Below are 17515 nucleotides of genomic sequence, written 5' to 3'. Positions count from 1 at the left end.
CGGGAAAGCCGCATGACAACAAAAAAAGCGCGCGCCGGATTCGTCCCAAACGCACTCGCACTTGCCGTAGCCATCGGCTGCGCCGCACAGGCTCAGGCCGCGACATTCACTATCGGTGAGATCGAGGGGACATTCGATTCATCCCTCTCCGTGGGGGCCAGTTGGGCACTGCGCGGTGGCGATCCGGACCTTATTGGCGTCAACAACGGCGGCAAAGGCCTATCGCAGACCTCCGATGACGGCCATCTGAACTTCAAGAAGGGCAAGACCTTCTCCAAGATTTTCAAGGGCATCCATGATCTGGAGTTGAAGTACGAGGACACCGGCGTGTTCCTGCGCGGCAAGTACTGGTACGACTTCGAACTCAAGGATGAGAGCCGGCCGTTCAAGGACATCGACGACAGTGGCCGGAAGGAAGGTGCCAAATCTGCCGGTGCGCAGATGCTTGATGCCTTCGTCTACCACAACTACACCATTGCCGATCAGCCCGGCTCCGTGCGCCTGGGCAAGCAGGTGGTGAGCTGGGGCGAGAGCACCTTCATCCTCAACAGCATCAACTCGATCAACCCCATCGACGTGGCCGCCTTCCGCCGCCCTGGCGCAGAAATCAAGGAAGGCCTGATCCCGGTAAACATGTTCTTCGTCTCGCAGAGTCTGACCGACAGCCTCTCGGCCGAAGCCTTCTACCAGTTGGAATGGGATCAGACTGTCGTCGACAACTGCGGCACCTTCTTCTCCCAGGCTGATGTGGTAGCGGACGGCTGCAGCAATAACCTGCGCCTGCTGACCAACAACCTGTCGGCAGGTCGTGCGGTGAATGCCGCTTTGCCCGGCACGACGATGGATATCGATCAGAACGGCGAGGGCACCCTGGTGCGCCGCGCCGGCGACCGTGACGCGCGCGACAGCGGGCAGTGGGGCCTGGCGCTGCGCTACATGTTCGATCCGCTGAACACCGAGTTTGGCGCGTACTTCATGAACTACCACAGCCGTGCACCCTTCCTGAGCGTAACTTCCCCTTCGCAAGGCGTGTACAACACCGCGGCACGCACCGGCGCCGCTGCGCCGCTGGTTGTGGCGGGCAACTCCAGTTATTTCATGGAGTACCCCGAGGACATCCACCTTTATGGCCTGAGCTTCTCAACGACACTGCCCACCGGCACCGCCTGGAGCGGTGAGGTGAGCTACAGGCCCAACGCGCCGGTACAGCTCAACACCACCGACCTGTTGTTTGCTGGTGTTGGCCCCCTGGCTGCCATCAACCCGGTCGGCTTTGCGGCCTACGGCAACGCTTCGGTGCTCGATGCAACGCCGGGGCAGGATCTGCACGGCTATCGCCGCAAGGAAATCACCCAGTTCCAGACGACCCTGACTCACTTCCTCGATCAGGTGATGGGCGCCGAGCGCCTGACCCTGGTTGGCGAACTCGGTGTGGTCCACGTGGGTGGTCTGGATTCGCGGCAGGACGCGCGCTATGGCCGTGACCCCGTATATGGGCCTGGCGAGCTGCCGGCCACTGGCGCGGTCAATACCTGCCGGGCCCTGAACCAGACGACCATATCCGGTGCGGTGGGCAATAGCGATTTCACCAACCTGACCACCAACTGCGATAACGACGGCTATGTGACCTCTACGGCCTGGGGTTATCGGGCCCGCGCAATCTGGGATTACAACAGCGTGTTCGCCGGCGTGAACCTGCGACCGAACATCAGTTGGTCCCATGACGTTCATGGCTATGGCCCCAACGGCCTGTTCAACGAAGGCAGCAAGGCTGTGAGCATCGGTCTGGATGCCGACTACGCGAACACCTACACCACCAGCCTTTCCTACACGGACTTCTTTGGCGGCGACTTCAACACATCAGTCGACAGGGACTTCGTCGCTCTCAGTTTTGGCGTGAACTTCTAACGCAGAGGACATTGCAATGCACATTCAACGAACCTTGAAATCCGGCGTACTGGCTTTTTCGCTGTTGGCATCCAGCGTGATGGCTGCGGTCCCTGCAGCTGAAGTCGCCCAACTGGGTGGAACCCTCACGCCGATGGGCGCCGAAAAGGCCGGCAACGCGGACGGCAGTATCCCGGCATGGATCGGCGGCCTGGCCGCCAACGCAGGTGCTGTCGATTCCAGGGGCTTTCTTGCCGACCCGTTCGCCAATGAGAAACCGCTATTTGTCATCACCGCTGCCAATGCGGAGCAGTACAAGGACAAGCTGACTGACGGCCAGATGGCGATGTTCAAACGCTATCCGGATAGCTACAGAATCCCGGTCTATCCGACGCATCGCACCGCTGCATTACCGGACGATATCTATGCGGCGATCAAGACCAGTGCGACTCGTACGGAACTGGTGGGCGGCGGTAATGGCCTGCAGAACTTCGACAGCCACTATTACGCCTTCCCGATTCCCAAGACTGGCGTCGAGCTGGTTTGGAACCACGAAACGCGTTACCGCGGCGGTAACATCCATCGCTACATCACCCGCGTACAGCCGCAGACCGACGGTTCTTTCTCCATGGTGCACTTCGAGGATGAAGTGTCCTACCCGTCGAATCTGCCGGACTTCGACAAGGCCAAGGGTGACAACATCCTCTTCTATTTCATCCAGCGCGTGACGGCGCCGGCACGTCTGGCGGGCAACGTCCTGCTGGTGCACGAAACCATCGATCAGGTGAAGGAACCTCGCCAGGCATGGCTCTACAACGCCGGCCAGCGCCGCGTGCGCCGTGCACCTCAGGTGGCTTATGACGGCCCAGCCACCGCTGCCGACGGCCTGGCGACCTCCGACAACTACGACATGTACAACGGCTCGCCCGACCGCTACGACTGGAAGTTGGTGGGCAAGAAGGAGCTGTACATTCCCTACAACAGCTACAAGCTTGATTCGCCCACGCTCAAGTACGACGACATCATCAAGCCCGGCCACATCAACCAGGACCTGACGCGCTACGAATTGCACCGCGTGTGGGAAGTGGTCGGTACGCTCAAGAGCGGTGAGCGACACATCTACGCCAAGCGCCACATGTACTTCGACGAGGACACTTGGCAGCTCGCGGAGGTCGATCATTACGATGGCCGCGGCCAGCTCTGGCGCGTTGGCGAAGGTCACGCCCAGCAGTACTACAACCACAAGGTGCCGGGTTACACCGCCGAGACGCTTTACGACGTCATCTCCGGTCGTTACTCGGTCATGGGCCTGAAGAACGAGGAGAAACAGAGCATCGTCTTCGGTGCCAAGGCGATCGCCGCTGACTACACTCCCGCTGCGCTGCGCCAGACTGGCGTGCGCTGATGGCGACCGTGTTCCACTGAGCAACTCCGTGTTGGGCGGCCCATGGGCCGCCCTTTTTTGTGCCAGATCGTCGGCAAGTCCGATACAGCCAGCGGTTCAAACCGTACGATGTCTTCCTTTTCCCACTGGAAACCAACGAGTAACGCCATGCCCACGGCGACTATCTACACGGACCCGTGCCGCGCTCCTGCGTTGCCCACCGGCTTTCTACCTCGCCCACGTCTGAGCCAGGCACTGCTTCACTCGTCATGCCGATTGCGGTTGATCTGTGCCCCTGCCGGCAGCGGGAAGAGTGTGCTGCTGCGCGAATGCGCACTGGCGCGCCCAGAAGACACGCGCCTGCATTGGCTGGATCTGAAGGGTCTTCAGCTAGACGAAGCATCACTACTTGAAATCCTGGCCTCCGCGCTTGGCCTTGCCGGCCATGATGTCACCAGTGTGCTCACCTACCTGGCTCAACAGGATGGGCCACTCTGGATCATGCTCGATGATCTGCCGCAGATAGGTGATGAGCGCCTTGACCGGCTTCTCGATCTGTTGCTCCACACCTCGTCGGCGAATGTGTACTGGTGGCTCGCAAGCCGCCGTCGGCCTGCCTGCAAACTGGAACGGTTACTGCTCGAAGGAGAGTTGTTCGAACTCGGGGCCGATGATCTAGCCATGACGGCTGCTGAATTGACTGATCTGCTGGGCAGTCTCTATGGCGAAGTCCCATCCGCCACAGTGCAGGCATTGATGGCTCAGACCGATGGCTGGTTCGCCGGCATCCGCTTGCGCCTGCACGGCCGCGACCCCGGCCAGCCGCCAGAAGCCGCGCAGGGCAATGCACTGGTTCGCCGGTACTTGGAGCAGGAAGTGCTGGCTGAGCTCCCTGACGAGTTGCGCCAGGCGCTATGCAAGCTTTCTTGCTTGCAGGATTTTGACGAGTCGCTCTGTGAGCATGTGCTCGGTGTCGGCGAAGGCAAGCTGTTGCTGCAGCAATTGCTGAACGCGGGCGTGTTCATAGAAACACTGGACAGTGATCAGGGACTGCATCGCGTACGCCCAGCCGTGGGAAGCATTCTTGCTGCGGAAGTGGCGCAGAACCTGAAGCGGGCCCTATACCGCCACGCCTGCCAATGGGCCGCGGGGCGCGAGCAGATTCGCCAAGCCATCGACTATGCACTGCTGGCTGATCAGGCTGAAATTGCCGCCAGCCTGCTGCAGCACTTCAATCGAGACAGGTTGCTGCATGGTAGCCAGATGGCGCGAGTACTTCGCTGGCGCAACCTGCTGCCCGGAGAGCTGATTTCCAGTACGCCCCGGCTGCTGATACTCAATTCCTGGGCACTGCTCATCAGCGGTCGACTGGACGAGGCTGAGGTCTGCGCCGCGCAGTTACAGCGCTTTCTTCCGCAGCCGACAGCGCAGCGTCAGCGAGAGCTGCTTGCTCAGTGCCAGGCACTGAGCGGCAAGCTGGAGTATCACCGCGGCAAGGTCGATGCCCCACACATGCGTGAGGCGTTGGAAAACCTGCCGGAGTCCGCCTGGGCGCAATACGTGATAGTGCTTACAGCGCTCATCGAAGTAGAGATAGTCGACGGTCGCATCGAGACCGCGCAAGTCTTCCACCGTGATGCCATCAAAGTGGCTCGCCGCCACGGCAGTCGAGTACTGGAGGCTTTGTTACTGCTCCAGAAGGTGCAGCTCCTGGAGATGCAGGGGGAGCTCAGGCAGGCGTTGCACTTGGCAGAACAACTCCACCAGGAACTGAACGCCGGGGGTAAAGGAGAAGCCAACCCGCTGAGTGGTCGTACAAGGTTGCGTCTGGGCGCCTTGCTGGCCCGAATGGGGCAATACGCTGCGGCTCGCGGGCACTTTGAAGCTGGCCTGCAGGAGTGCCTGGACTGCGAGGACCCAGCAGCCTCGTGGGGGTACATCGGGCTGGCCGAACTGGATGCGATGCAACAGTCCCTCGCTCAAGCTCATCTACGGCTCGCCGATGCCGAGCGCTTGCTGCAGTTCCGCAACATCACCGAGCCGCTGTACCAGAATCTGCTTTTGCTGGGCTACGCCAGGTTATGGATTCAGGAGGGCTACGCCGGCCGCGCTCGCGCCGCGCTGGAAGAGTGCCTGCTGCAATACTCCGGGCCAGCCCGCAAAAGGCCACCCTATGGCAACCCCGAATTGGTCCAGCACCTTCAACTGGCCCTTGTCCAGGCGCGCCTGGCAGCCGGTGAAGATGTCGCTGCAGTTCTCGAGGAGATGCTCAAGGATGCCCTTCAGCAGGAGCGGCGTGCGCTGGCCGTGGAGTTATGGTTCGTCCTGGCCGAGGCACATTACTCCAAGGGCCAACAGGTAGTCGCACAGCGGGCGTTGCTCGATGCAATGGCGCTGGCCCGGCAGGTAGGTATGGTCAGCGCGGAATACGCTTGTAGTCTTCGCAACCCGGGTCTCGTGCGCTGGGGAAAGGAATCGCTGAGGGCTGACGATCAACAACCCGCCGCGGTGCTGCTCAGCCCCCGCGAGTTGTCGGTGCTGAAAATGATCGCCCAGGGGTTGTCCAACCAGGACATTGCTGAGCAGCTATTTATCTCCCTGCACACGGTCAAGAGCCACGCGCAGAAGATAAACGTAAAGCTGGGAGTGGCGCGGCGCACCCAGGCCATTGTCCGGGCCAAGGAGCTGGGGCTGGTGAGATAACCGCGCGCTGATCCGTTTCAGCCAGATGGGGCGGGGGATTGAGAGGCGTCCGCAGCGTCGAGCAACTGCCGGCGGACCCCGCGCGGAGTGTCATCGAACCAACGACGGCAGGCACGATTGAAGACGCTTTGTTCGCTGTAACCCAGCAAGCCTGCCACCTGGGAGAGTGGCATATGGCGCTCGGCCAGATAGCGCTGCGCGCAGGAGCGCCGAGCCTGTTCCAGCAGCGCGTCGAATCCCGTTCCCTCGTCGGCAAGGCGCCGTTGCAGAACACGTTCATGCAAACCTAGTTGCTCGGCGATCAGGCTGATGCGGCAGCGCTGGGTCGGCAGCGTGCGCAGAATCAGATTTTCCACTTGCCGCACCAGGCCAGCCGAGCCCTGCGCGTCAAAAGGGCTGAGGTAGTCCAGCAGTACCCGGTGCAGTTGGGCGTCCTGTCGCTCGACTCGCTGACAGAGCTGTTCTCGGCTCAGGACGAGAGCGTTGCAGTCCTGGCCGAAATAGATGGTCGTCCCGAAGTAGCGCCGGTAACGGCTGGATGGCAGTGCCCCCGCGCCGCTGAGCTGAAGGGAGCGGGCGCTGAACTGGCTGCCGCACAGCAGTTTCATCGTGTTGTAGCCCACACCCAGCGCGAGCTCCTGCATCTGTCGATGCCGCGTAGGGCCTGGCAGGCGAATCTCGATCACCAGCCGAGGGCTGTCAGGTTCGGCGCGGTCGAGTTGCACATCGATGCCGGGGCTGTGATAGCCGATGAAGCGCGATATCTCCTCCAGTGCCTGGCCGACCGTCGCCGAATTTCGCGCAATCAGCGCGACCGGCCCCAGGACATGCAGATCCTGATACTCCGCCATGCGGAGACCCAGATCGGGGCAGCCCAGCTCATCGGCCGCACATTCGAGCACCGCCACCAACGATCTCAGCGGGACCCGCGCTTCGTCATCATCCAGTGCACGAGGGTCGATCTGGAAACGATGCAGGAACTGGGCAGGATCGCCGCCCAGTTGCTCGACCAACTGCGGAAATCCAATGAACGAAGTGGTGCGGATGAGGGCTGTCACAGTCGTCAAAAATCAATTTTTAGTCGTCAAGGATCAATTAATTTGCGCCTCATCGACGAAGAATTCCAGACCCCGCACCTCCTGATCTGCCAGGTGCCCATACTCGCGAACCGAGAAGAACAATTATGGAATTCGACTACGTCATCGTTGGCGCCGGCTCGGCTGGCTGCGTTCTCGCTAACCGCCTCAGTGCTGATCCTTCCGTGCGGGTGTGTCTGCTGGAGGCTGGTTCCGAAGACACCTCCCCGCTGATCCATGCGCCGATCGGAGTGGCCGCAATCCTCCCGACACGCCATGTGAACTGGGCGTTACAAACTGTGCCGCAGCCGGGCCTGATGGGGCGTTGTGGGTACCAGCCACGCGGAAAAACTTTGGGGGGCAGCAGCTCGATCAACGGAATGATCTATATCCGTGGTCACCGCAGTGACTATGACGACTGGCAAGCCCTTGGAAATTCCGGCTGGTCCTATGACGACGTCCTGCCGTACTTCCGAAAAAGCGAAGGGCACCATCTGGGCGACAGCCAGTTCCACGGCGGCGAAGGCGAGCTGTATGTCGGCCGTGTGCAGCCTCACTCGGTCACCAATGCGTTTCTTGATGCGGCCAGGCAAGCAGGGCATGAACGTAACGCGGACTTCAATGGTGCCGAGCAGGAGGGTATAGGGCACTACGATGTAACCATTCGCGACGGACGCCGCTGGAGCGCCGCCGCAGCCTTCCTCAAACCCATTCGCGAGCTTCGCGGCAACTTGACCGTGATTACCGGTGCGCACGCTCAGCGCATCCTGCTGCAAGGCAAACGTGCGGTGGGTATGCAGGTATCGCTGAAAGGCGAACGCATGGAAATCCGGGCGCGCCGCGAAGTCCTGCTCAGTGCGGGGGCGTTTGGCAGTCCGCAGTTGCTGATGCTTTCGGGTATCGGCGCGGAGAGCGAACTCAAGCCCCAGGGTATTGCCTTGCACCATGAGCTGCCTGGGGTCGGGCAGAATCTTCAGGATCATCCCGATATCGTCGCCTGCTACAAAAGCCACGACACCTCCCTGCTGGGAATCTCTGCCAGTGGTACGGTCAAGATGGGCAAGGCCTTCGTCGAATACACCCGCCACAGGACCGGCCCCTTCGCCAGCAACTGCGCGGAGAGCGGGGGATTTCTCAAGACTTCGCGCGAGCTGACACGCCCGGATATCCAGTTGCATGCGGTCATCGGGCCAATCGACGACCATGGCAGGAAGCTGCATTGGGGCCACGGCTTCAGCTGTCACGTTTGCGTGCTGCGGCCCAAGAGTGTCGGCAGTGTCGGATTGCACTCAGCCAATCCCTTCGCGGCGCCACGCATTGACCCGAACTTCCTCGGCCACGACGACGATGTCGGCACGTTACTCAAGGGCTATCGCATGGTGCGGGACATCGTCGGACAGCCACCGCTGGCGCGATATGGTCTGAAAGACCTCTACAGCAGCAACCTGGTCAGCGATGAGCAATTGATCGAGCTGTTGCGCAGACGAACAGACACCGTCTATCACCCCGTGGGTACCTGCAAGATGGGGAGCGACGAGATGGCCGTGGTGGACCACCAGCTCCGAGTGCATGGCATCGAAGCGCTCAGGGTTGTCGATGCCTCAATCATGCCGACCCTGATCGGAGGCAACACCAATGCACCGGCCATCATGATCGCGGAGAGAGCGGCTGAGTGGATCAGGGCGACGCAATGATCCGATCGGAATCCAGGCGTCGCATAAGCCATTGAGCTGACGCCTCCCAGCCTCTTTCTGGAGTTTGCGCACGTCGTAGGACCTGGCAGTCCAGCACGCTGGTAGATGCGCATCGCCAGTCTGAGCGTCAGGAGGAATTTGCACGTTCGCGGTGCGCAAGAATGCGACGAGTTCTCCACTGCTGGCAGGGGAGTGGCGATGCGTTTGGCGGGTCTTGAACTAGTCTTGAACTGACGGCGGAGCTTCCCCAGCTCCGCCAGCGGCATTGGCTCAGGGCGCGGCGCCGGCCACGTGACCTGGGCATGTCTTGCGACCGGTCATCCAGCTAAACGGGAAGGTTCGAACCATGGGACGCCGCTGCCTCGCTTCCGTGTGCCTGTCGTTCACGCTGTTTTCATGTCTTTGCGCTTATGCCGCGCAACCCTCGTTGCCTGATGCCCGCTTGACCCAGCAGGAAGAGGCGGAGGTCCGGGCCATGGTGCTGCCGATTCCGCCGGCCTGGAAGGGGGACCTGGACGGCATGCGCGAACGCCGGTTGGTGCGCATCCTCGTGCCCTATAGCCGGACGTTCTTCGCTGTCGATCGAGGACGGCAAGCAGGCATCAGCTACGAGCTGGGCAAGGCGCTGGAAGCTTGGCTGAACAAGCAATATCCCTATACGGAGAAATCCCTGCACTGGCGCGTGCTGTTCATACCTACGCCCAGGGACCAGTTGATGCCTCAGCTGCAGGCCGGTGTGGGTGACATCGCTGCCGGCGGCCTGACGATTACCGACAGCCGCCAGCAGGTAGTGGATTTCGCCGCACCTTTCGCCACTGGCATCAAAGAAGTGCTGGTGACGGCGCCTGGCAGCAATCCGATTGCGAGCCTGGAGGCGCTGGCCGGCCAGGAGGTAACGGTGCGGCCTTCAAGCAGTTACAACGAGCACCTGCAGGTATTGAACAAATCCTTCGCGCAGAAGGGAATCGCACCGGTGCAGATCAAGTCTGCCGACGAGAACCTCGAATCCGAGGACCTGCTGGAAATGGTCAATGCTGGGCTGATCCCGGCCACGGTGGTCGACCTGTACATTGCCAAGGCCTGGAGCGCGCTCTACCGGCAGATGCAGGTGCATGAAGATATCGCCATTAACGCCCAGGGTTCCGAGTTTGCCTGGGCCATCCGCAAGGACAGTCCACAGCTGAAGGAGAGGCTCGACGCCTTCGTGCAGGTCCACAAGGTCGGTACGACTTTCGGCAACACTCTGCGCAATAAGTACGTGAAGAACAGCAAGCGCTTGTTCGACGCGACTTCCGAGGCGGAGATGAAGCACTTCCGCGACATGGTCGGGTTGTTCCAGAAGCATGCCGGCACCTACGACTTCGATTACCTGATGCTGGTTGCCCAGGGCTTTCAGGAGTCGCAGCTGAACCAGAAAGCACGCAGCTCGGCGGGCGCCGTGGGCGTCATGCAGATGAAGCCCAGCACCGCGGCGGATCGCTCGGTGGCCATTCGCGGTATCGACAAGAGCGCGGACAAGAACATTGAGGCCGGCACGAAGTACATGCGCCTGCTGGCCGACAAATACTTGAGCGATCCGCAACTGACGCCATTGAACAAGACACTGATGACGTTCGCTGCCTACAACGCCGGACCTGGGAACCTGATGAAGTTTCGCCGCCTGGCCCAGGAGTCAGGGCTGGATCCGAATATCTGGTTCGGCAACGTCGAACACGCCGCCGCGCGAGTGGTGGGGCGGGAAACAGTCGATTACGTGGGCAATATCTACAAATACTACGTTGCGTACAAACTGGCCGAAGACAAGAGTCGGCCCCAGCAGGCGGCGCAGTGACGGGCCTTGGGAAAGGAGGATTGTGACGTCCGCTTCTGACAGGTTGCTGCCACTGACGAGGGGCTGCTGCCGACCCATAGCGGACATCTCTGAGGCCCAACACTCCGTATCATTCATCGTCGGCACTGGCCAACTAGACCAAATATTGTTTACGTGCATCCACTGGCGAGATGCCAAACCATCTCTGATGCGCCCTACAGAAGGAGGCTGTCCGCCTGTAGCCAAGCGCATTGGCGATTCCCTCAATCTCCATGTTGGTTTGTCGCAGCAATTGAACAGCTTGCTCGCGGCGGATGCGATCTAATATCCCCTCGAAGTCAGTCTGAACTTCGGCAAGCCGGCGCTGTAGAGTTCGAGGGTTGACTCTCAGAGCTGCGGCTACATCAACGAGTGTTGCTCGAAAAACGGGAAGAAGCCTGTAAATCTGCTCAGCCACTTGGGTATCAATCAGTCCAGGACTCTTGAGATGCGAGTCAAGGTAGAAGAGCATTATGGAGTGCAGTATTGGATCACTATCTAGACACGGCGTACTGAGCGTTGTGGGCGAAAGAATCAATGAGTCGTTCTTCTGCCTAAACAGCGCAGGGCAGCCGAATCGCTTGTAATAGTCACTATGGTCGCCATTGGGCCCATGGCGGAATACGACCTGTAGTGGATGGAACGGGTGTCCGAGCAACGCCCCGATCAGCCCAGCCACACGAAGCATCCACTTCTCGACGATCGATCCGGCATCCGACGAGGTGCTGGCAACGTCAAAGTGCAGTCGGATATGCGAAGCCTGATAGTCGAGGCGACAATGAATCTCTGCTTCACAGCGGCTCAGGTAGCGAGCGAGTGATTCGAGACTGCCGCCCACCGTCGCTGCTGAGGCTAATAGATAACCTAGCTCCCTAAATTGAGACAGGTGGAAATCTGTCTGATCACAGTCTTGAACCTCGGTCTGGAAGCGCTGGTGCTTTTCTAAATATGCATACATAAGTCAGGCCTTGAAGGGTTTCGAGAGCGCGCGCCTTTGTAGGCATGCGCATCGCAGCACATCACTACCAGCAAACCTTATGCATTTCGTCTTCCGACTGGCCCGTGTCTGACGCTGGCTTGCAAACATATGGGCTCCTCTACTGGGTGGAGTTTTCGTCTGATGATCTGGTTGGAAGTGGCCCAAGGAACATTTTCCTGAGCCGCTCATGGCCTATCACGCGTGCCAATTCCGAGATGACGCAATACATGAAAATCAAGGTGACGAGCAGTATTTGCACCGCCCAGAATCGTGGCCAGTTCATGGACGTCCATAGCATTGAGTTTGCATCCACCAAGCTAGGTGCTTCTTTCCAGTATTCGTAGAGCCGTTCTAGGTAATGCACGAACAATGCAACCAAAGCGTACATCACAGTTTTCCAGGTGACGTTCCAGATCAGTGGCTTTTCGGGAAAACGATTGATGAAAGGAAGCATATCGGCCACCAGTACCGACTTGCCTAGCACTAGGGAGGCGATCAGCACCGACGCCGTCACAGGAAGCGGAACGCCTGAGCCCTTGATCATGAGCGCGCGAATGGCAGCGACGATGTGCAGGATAACGAAGAAGAAGATGGTGGGCGGCAGTGCCTTGATGAACTCGTGTTTTGCCTTTAGCAGTATCGATTTCATGGATTCTCGACTCTTCATTCCGTGACATCGCTGAGTGTAGACAGCTCCGTCAGTCGAGAATGAGATCTGCGAATGCCTGCTGACCGGAAGTTCTGATTCGTCGACGGCTGCTATTGGCCGTTAGCTGCCCCACTACAAACAGCTTTCCTGCCGGAATGTACTGTGGTTTTATGCCAGCGTGAACTGCTGTGAACGCAGCGAGACGCTTTGAAAAACCCGGCCACTGAGCCGGGTTTTTTATTGCCCACGATTTTAGGTGCGCGCTCCTTGCGCCTTTTCCTGCCGCACGTGCGGGCCTTTTATTCACGTAGTGCCAGGGCGGGCCAAGCCTGGAGACACCCTTATGAGGACTAACACCATGACCGAGCCGGCCTCCACTGCAGTTGGCGGGATCGCGCTCTACAAGCTCGGCGCCTTTGGCTTCTTCGCCATCCTCGCCGCCATCCTGGTAATGGCGATGACCCTGCCCAAGACGGTGCGGGAGTTCGTTGTGTCCATGACCTGCACGGTGGTTTCGAGCGTGTGCGGCGGAGCGTTCGTGGTTCGCTGGTTCGACCTCGGCAGTTGGGTGCAGGACGACGTGGGCATGGTCGCTATCTGCGGCATCATCTTCGTCTGCGGACTCCCGGCCTGGGTGATCGTCCGCGCGTGGTTCGCCTGGAGCGAGGCCCGCAAGGGCGTCGGCCTGCCCGAGCTGGCGAAGGAGTTCCGCGAGGGGACCGGGCTGTGATGCACCGTTCTGGTGCGCCGGGGACCCTGGCCTACCCCCCGCCCCCACGGGGAAGGCGTCGAGCCGCGCGGTAAGGCAGAATTTTTCGACTTTCAGGATGCTCCACCACAGGCCCTCTCGTGATTCGCTACAGGCCCCGTCGTTTGTGGGCTGTAGCGATTCTCGACGAGTGCGCAGGGTGAGCATTTCGCCTCGCTTCGATGTACAGGGTGAACGCCACGCACGAATCGCTGTAAGCCCCGTCGCTGCTGGGCTGAATAGGAGTTTTCATGAGTGTGACCCTTGTACATTCAGGGGCGCGCTTGTGGTCCATCAGCGCACTGGCGGAGGAGTTTGGCGTCGATCGCCGAACGGTTAAGCGCCGCGTGGAAGGCATCCCGCCTGCTGGCGAGACCAACGGCCACCCCGCCTGGCGTCTTCGGGACGTCGCCGTCGCGGTAATGGGCGCACAAGTCGCCGACGATCCCGAGGGGTATGACCCCGACAAGCTTCACCCCAATGATCGCCTCAGCCACTACCGAGCAGAGCGCGAGAAGATCAAGTGGGAGGCGGAGCAGCGCATCAGCATCCCGGCACCGGAGGTCGAGCGCGTGGTAGCGAGTGCGTTCAAGGCGCTCTCCCAAGGGCTCGATACGATCCCCGACGTACTGGAGAACGATTGCGCTCTCGGCGCCGCAGAAGTCGAGCGCACAATCGAGGTCATCGACGGAATCCGTGAGGGCCTCTACCAGCAGCTCATCGAGCTCTGCGACATGATGGAAGTGAACGACGATGCATGCGAGCCCGGCTAACATCGTCCGCAACATCGCCGAGTTGATTCGGCCGCCGCGCCGTGTCTCGGTCAGCCAAGCTGCCGAAGAGCACCTTGTGCTGAACGAACCAGGCGGCTACCAGGGAAAGTTCACCCTGGACGTGGCGCCATACATGCGCGAGCCGATGGACCTGAAGGCCAGCCGCCGATTCGAGGGTGTGGTCTTCGTCGGTCCGGCGCGTTCGCTGAAGACGCAAGCGCTGGTCGATGGGGGGATGGCCTACACCATCACGTCGGACCCTGGTGACGCGCTCATTGTGCAGATGAGCCAGGAATCGGCTCGTGACTTTTCACGAACCCGAGTGGATCGCGCCATTCGTCACAGCCCGGCGCTGAAGGCTCGCCTCTCAGCCGGGCGCGCCGACGATAACGTCTTCGACAAGTTCTTCAAGACCGGCCAGGTGCTGAAAATCGGCTGGCCTGCAGTGTCGCAGGTATCGTCGAAGTCCATCCGCTGGGTGGATGTCACCGACTACGATCGCATCCTCGATGACATAGAGGGCGAGGGCAGCCTATGGGCTCTTGCCCTCAAGCGGACTCAAACCTTCAAGTCGCGCGGCATGTGCTGCGCGGAGTCCTCCCCGGGGCGCGAGATCACTGATCCGACATGGCGGAAGGTGACGCCGCACGAAGCGCCTCCCTGCACCGGAATCATCGGTCTCTACAACACGGGAGACCGCCGCCGCTGGTACTGGGCGTGCCCGTCCTGCGGAGAGTACAGCGAACCAGAACCGGGTATCGGCAGCTTCGCGCTGCCCAGCTTCGAGGAGCTGAAGGAAACCATCCGCAGCGCCGACTTGATGAAGCTCGCGGCGCGCAGCGCTTACTACAGCTGCCCGCACTGCGGTGACCTGATCAGTGAGAAGCACAAGCGCGAGATGAACCGCGGTGGCCGCTGGCTGATCGAGGGCCAGCGAATCAGTCGTGGTGGGGAGATCTCCGGCGAGGCGCGGCAGAGCAAGATCGCCAGCTTCTGGCTGGGCGGTATGCCGGCAGCGTTTCAGAGCTGGGAGTCCATCTGCCTGCGCTACCTAGAGGGCGTGCACGCCTATGTCACCACCGGTGACGAGACCAAGCTGAAGGGCACAACGAACCTCGACCAGGGCGCGCCGTACATGCCGCAGCGCTCGGAGGCCGTCCGCTCGGCCGATGTGCTGATCGATCGCCGCGAGGAGGTCGTGAAGCATCAGATTCCCGAAGGCGTCCGCTTCATCGTTCCCTCGGTGGACGTACAGGCCGGGGGCAAGCCGCGCTTCGTCGTCCAGGTCCACGGCTACGGGGTACATGGTGAAGAGTGGCTGATCGACCGTTACAACATCCGTACCAGCCGCCGCAAAGGAGAGGATGGTGAGCCGCTGCCGATCGACCCGTCTGCCTACCTGGAGGACTGGGAGCTGCTCATCAGCGACGTCATGCAGAAGGCCTACCCGCTATCGGACGGCAGCGGTCGCGCCATGCTGCCGGCGTTGGTGGTGTGCGACTCCGGCGGTAAGGCTGGTGTCACCGAGAAGGCCTACGACTTCTACCGCAAGCTCAAGCGGCGCAGCCTCCACCGGCAGTTCATGCTCGTGAAGGGAGGGAGCCAGGCCAACGCCCCGCGCTTGCGCGAGAGCTACCCGGACAGCGAGCGGAAGGACCGCAAGGCCAAGGCACGCGGGGAGATCCCGGTGTGGTTGCTCAACACCACGCTACTGAAGGACGCGGTGAACAACGACCTGCAGCGCGCGAAGCCTGGTCCCGGCTACGTCCATTTGCCGGAGTGGCTCGGCGAGTGGTGGTTCGAGGAACTGACGTTCGAGGTCCGCAAGCCCCAGCGCTGGGAGAAGCCCTCGAAGGGTGCCAACGAGGCTTTTGACTTGTTCTGCTACTCCCGAGCAGGGGCGATCAAGCTCGGCCTTGAACAGATGGACTGGGAGCGCCCCAAGCCATTCGCCAGACCCTGGGACGAAAACCCCCATATCCACCAGGTGGACGACGTCGAGGTGGTCAAGCCTCGACCTCTCGAGCCGCCCATCAAACCAATTAAGAAAACCGCCACCCGCAGGGTGCGAATGCAGGTATCCCGCTGATGGCATACACGAAAGAGCACCTCGCCCAGGTCGAGCAGGCGATCGTTGACCTGGCGCGCGGCGAGCGAGTGGTCGAGGTCCGCTTCGGCCCGAACGACTCCACCCGGTACGCCAGCGCCGAACTGCCACAGCTTGAGGCGCTGCGCGACACGATCAGAGCCGAGCTTCTGGCGGCCGGTAAGGGGCGGCGAATTCGTGGCTACCGACTGAATCACTCCAGGGGGCTGTGATGGATGAATTCGAAACCCTGGCAAATCGTGGATTCCAAATCGACGGCCAGCCGCTGAAGCCGCAGGCAAACTATGACGCAGCGAGCTCGGGGCGCCGGCTGAAGAGCTGGACGCCCGGAAGTGCGGGCCCAACGCGGTCGGTAATCAGCCACCTGAGCACGGTGCGCTCTCGCTCTCGCGATGCGGTCCGGAACAACGGCTGGATTGCCAACGGGGTCGGCAACTGGACCGCGAACGAGATCGGCACCGGCATCAAACCGCGCTCGGCCTGCAAGGACCGAGAGTTCGCGGCGATAGCCAACGAGCTGTGGGAGAACACCTTCCGGCAGGCGGCCGACTTCGACGAACAGCTCGACGTCTATGGGCTGATGGCTCTGGCCGTGCGGTCCCGCAAGGAAGCCGGGGAGATCTTCGTCAAGCGGCACCACCTGCCGCTCAACGGCCGGACTGTGCCCATCCAGTTCCAGCTCATTGAGGGCGACCAAGTCCCGCACAACCTCAACGAGATGCGCGGCGATAGTGAAATTGTGGCCGGCGTGGAGTTCCGCGGCGGCAAGCGCCATGCGTACTGGATGTACCCGCGCCATCCCAGCGACACCTCGACAGGGATGACTCAGCCAGTACCGGTTCCAGCCAACCAGGTGGCGCACCACTTTGCTCCCCTGCGGCCCGGCCAGGTGCGCGGAATCGCCGAGACTGTCCAGGCGCTGATCAAGGCGCGGGACTTCGACGAGTACGACGACGCCGAGTTGACGCGCAAGAAGACTCGCGCCGACTACACCGGCGTGATTAGGCGGCAGCAGTACGACGAGGACGACTTCAAGTTCGACCCGTTCACCGGTGACCCGCTGGGCGACGACGGCGGAGTGCCGGTGGTCAGCATGCAGCCGGGCTCCTTCCCGGCGCTGATGCCTGGCGAGGAGATTCAGCTCTTCGACGGCGACCAAGGGGGCAACTACGGCGATTTCATGCGGCAACAGCTGCTCGGTGTCGCCGCATCCATGGGCGGCATTCCCTACGAGCTGTTGTCCGGTGACATGCGCAACGTCAACGACCGAATCCTGCGGGCGATCCTCAACGAGTATCACCGCCGGGTTGAACAGTACCAGTGGCTCTACACCATACCGCAGCTCTGCCAGTGGATGTGGGAGAGCTTCATCGACGCAGCAGTGCTCGCCGGTCTGCTGCGCGCTCCTGACTATGCGACGCGGCGCGCCGATTACGTCGCCTGCTCCTGGCGTCCGCAAGCCTGGCGCTACTTGCACCCGGTGCAAGACGCCCAGGGCGAACTGATGCTGATCGCTGGCGGCCTCGGCTCCCGTGAGGCGGCTGCTGCTGATCGTGGCTATGACGTCGAAGAGATCGACATGCAGAACCGCCGCGACGCAGACCGAGCGGATCAGCTTGGGCTCAGCTACAGCCACGACCCCATACCGGTGAAGGACGAGCAATAA

General features: G+C 61.1%; 12 protein-coding genes and 2 pseudogenes. 11 read left to right on the top strand and 3 right to left on the bottom strand.

The window, feature by feature from the left end; all coding sequences use genetic code 11:
• Nucleotides 1-12: 12 nt before the first annotated feature.
• The 4 genes and pseudogenes from ACNFH5_RS18245 to ACNFH5_RS18230 form a co-directional block, all read left to right on the top strand.
• Nucleotides 13-1908 carry a DUF1302 domain-containing protein gene (locus ACNFH5_RS18245; protein ID WP_416748312.1) on the top strand — a complete coding sequence of 632 codons (1896 nt, stop codon included), beginning with the start codon at nucleotides 13-15 and terminating at the stop codon, nucleotides 1906-1908.
• 16 nt (nucleotides 1909-1924) lie between these two features.
• Nucleotides 1925-3292 (top strand): DUF1329 domain-containing protein, encoded by a 1368-nt coding sequence (locus ACNFH5_RS18240; RefSeq protein ID WP_416748310.1) that lies wholly within the window; start codon nucleotides 1925-1927, stop codon nucleotides 3290-3292.
• A 42-nt stretch (nucleotides 3293-3334) separates the two neighbouring features.
• A pseudogene (locus tag ACNFH5_RS18235) lies at nucleotides 3335-5677 on the top strand (helix-turn-helix transcriptional regulator); the annotation flags it as partial.
• Between the two features lie 108 nt (nucleotides 5678-5785).
• A pseudogene (locus ACNFH5_RS18230) lies at nucleotides 5786-5974 on the top strand (response regulator transcription factor); the annotation flags it as partial.
• Nucleotides 5975-5991: 17 nt separating this feature from the next.
• On the opposite strand, the gene ACNFH5_RS18225 reads toward ACNFH5_RS18230, so the two are convergent.
• Entirely contained in the window at nucleotides 5992-6987 is a 996-nt protein-coding gene (locus ACNFH5_RS18225; protein WP_416748308.1) for an AraC family transcriptional regulator, read from the bottom strand.
• Between the two features lie 170 nt (nucleotides 6988-7157).
• Here ACNFH5_RS18225 and ACNFH5_RS18220 point away from each other — a divergent pair, with 170 nt between their 5' ends.
• Nucleotides 7158-8744 (top strand): GMC family oxidoreductase, encoded by a 1587-nt coding sequence (locus tag ACNFH5_RS18220; RefSeq protein WP_416748307.1) that lies wholly within the window; start codon nucleotides 7158-7160, stop codon nucleotides 8742-8744.
• Between the two features lie 346 nt (nucleotides 8745-9090).
• Entirely contained in the window at nucleotides 9091-10575 is a 1485-nt protein-coding gene (locus tag ACNFH5_RS18215) for a transglycosylase SLT domain-containing protein (protein WP_416748672.1), read from the top strand.
• A 133-nt stretch (nucleotides 10576-10708) separates the two neighbouring features.
• On the opposite strand, the gene ACNFH5_RS18210 is transcribed toward ACNFH5_RS18215, so the two are convergent.
• Both ACNFH5_RS18210 and ACNFH5_RS18205 read right to left on the bottom strand, forming a co-directional pair.
• Entirely contained in the window at nucleotides 10709-11551 is an 843-nt protein-coding gene (locus tag ACNFH5_RS18210) for an AraC family transcriptional regulator ligand-binding domain-containing protein (RefSeq protein WP_416748305.1), read from the bottom strand.
• 139 nt (nucleotides 11552-11690) lie between these two features.
• Nucleotides 11691-12221 (bottom strand): hypothetical protein, encoded by a 531-nt coding sequence (locus tag ACNFH5_RS18205; protein ID WP_416748303.1) that lies wholly within the window; start codon nucleotides 12219-12221, stop codon nucleotides 11691-11693.
• Between the two features lie 343 nt (nucleotides 12222-12564).
• Here ACNFH5_RS18205 and ACNFH5_RS18200 point away from each other — a divergent pair, with 343 nt between their 5' ends.
• From ACNFH5_RS18200 to ACNFH5_RS18180, 5 genes are all read left to right on the top strand, one after another.
• The gene (locus ACNFH5_RS18200; RefSeq protein ID WP_416748301.1) at nucleotides 12565-12951 is read left to right on the top strand and encodes a hypothetical protein; all 387 of its coding nucleotides are present in this window, start codon (nucleotides 12565-12567) and stop codon (nucleotides 12949-12951) included.
• A 269-nt stretch (nucleotides 12952-13220) separates the two neighbouring features.
• Complete coding sequence (locus ACNFH5_RS18195; protein WP_416748299.1) at nucleotides 13221-13742, top strand: DUF1441 family protein; 522 nt, start codon at nucleotides 13221-13223, stop codon at nucleotides 13740-13742.
• Entirely contained in the window at nucleotides 13723-15831 is a 2109-nt protein-coding gene (locus ACNFH5_RS18190; protein ID WP_416748297.1) for a phage terminase large subunit family protein, read from the top strand. Before ACNFH5_RS18195 ends, ACNFH5_RS18190 begins: the two co-directional genes overlap by 20 nt.
• Nucleotides 15831-16061 carry a hypothetical protein gene (locus tag ACNFH5_RS18185; protein ID WP_416748295.1) on the top strand — a complete coding sequence of 77 codons (231 nt, stop codon included), beginning with the start codon at nucleotides 15831-15833 and terminating at the stop codon, nucleotides 16059-16061. The genes ACNFH5_RS18190 and ACNFH5_RS18185 overlap by 1 nt, the downstream gene beginning before the upstream one ends.
• On the top strand, nucleotides 16061-17515 hold the full coding sequence (locus ACNFH5_RS18180; RefSeq protein WP_416748293.1) for a phage portal protein: 1455 nt from the start codon (nucleotides 16061-16063) through the stop codon (nucleotides 17513-17515). The genes ACNFH5_RS18185 and ACNFH5_RS18180 overlap by 1 nt, the downstream gene beginning before the upstream one ends.

This window comes from Pseudomonas sp. NY15435 (genome assembly GCF_048068295.1).
Classification (GTDB): Bacteria; Pseudomonadota; Gammaproteobacteria; order Pseudomonadales; family Pseudomonadaceae; genus Pseudomonas.
This window is presented reverse-complemented; position numbering and strand designations above follow the sequence as displayed.

Bases quoted from the DNA above. Each gene is read 5' to 3' on its own strand.
- ACNFH5_RS18195 (WP_416748299.1), top strand. From the start codon at position 13,221: ATGAGTGTGACCCTTGTACATTCAGGGGCGCGCTTGTGGTCCATCAGC.
- ACNFH5_RS18240 (WP_416748310.1), top strand. From the start codon at position 1,925: ATGCACATTCAACGAACCTTGAAATCCGGCGTACTGGCTTTTTCGCTG.
- ACNFH5_RS18200 (WP_416748301.1), top strand. From the start codon at position 12,565: ATGAGGACTAACACCATGACCGAGCCGGCCTCCACTGCAGTTGGCGGG.
- ACNFH5_RS18215 (WP_416748672.1), top strand. From the start codon at position 9,091: ATGGGACGCCGCTGCCTCGCTTCCGTGTGCCTGTCGTTCACGCTGTTT.
- ACNFH5_RS18185 (WP_416748295.1), top strand. From the start codon at position 15,831: ATGGCATACACGAAAGAGCACCTCGCCCAGGTCGAGCAGGCGATCGTT.
- ACNFH5_RS18245 (WP_416748312.1), top strand. From the start codon at position 13: ATGACAACAAAAAAAGCGCGCGCCGGATTCGTCCCAAACGCACTCGCA.
- ACNFH5_RS18190 (WP_416748297.1), top strand. From the start codon at position 13,723: ATGCATGCGAGCCCGGCTAACATCGTCCGCAACATCGCCGAGTTGATT.
- ACNFH5_RS18180 (WP_416748293.1), top strand. From the start codon at position 16,061: ATGGATGAATTCGAAACCCTGGCAAATCGTGGATTCCAAATCGACGGC.
- ACNFH5_RS18220 (WP_416748307.1), top strand. From the start codon at position 7,158: ATGGAATTCGACTACGTCATCGTTGGCGCCGGCTCGGCTGGCTGCGTT.
- ACNFH5_RS18210 (WP_416748305.1), bottom strand. From the start codon at position 11,551: ATGTATGCATATTTAGAAAAGCACCAGCGCTTCCAGACCGAGGTTCAA.
- ACNFH5_RS18205 (WP_416748303.1), bottom strand. From the start codon at position 12,221: ATGAAATCGATACTGCTAAAGGCAAAACACGAGTTCATCAAGGCACTG.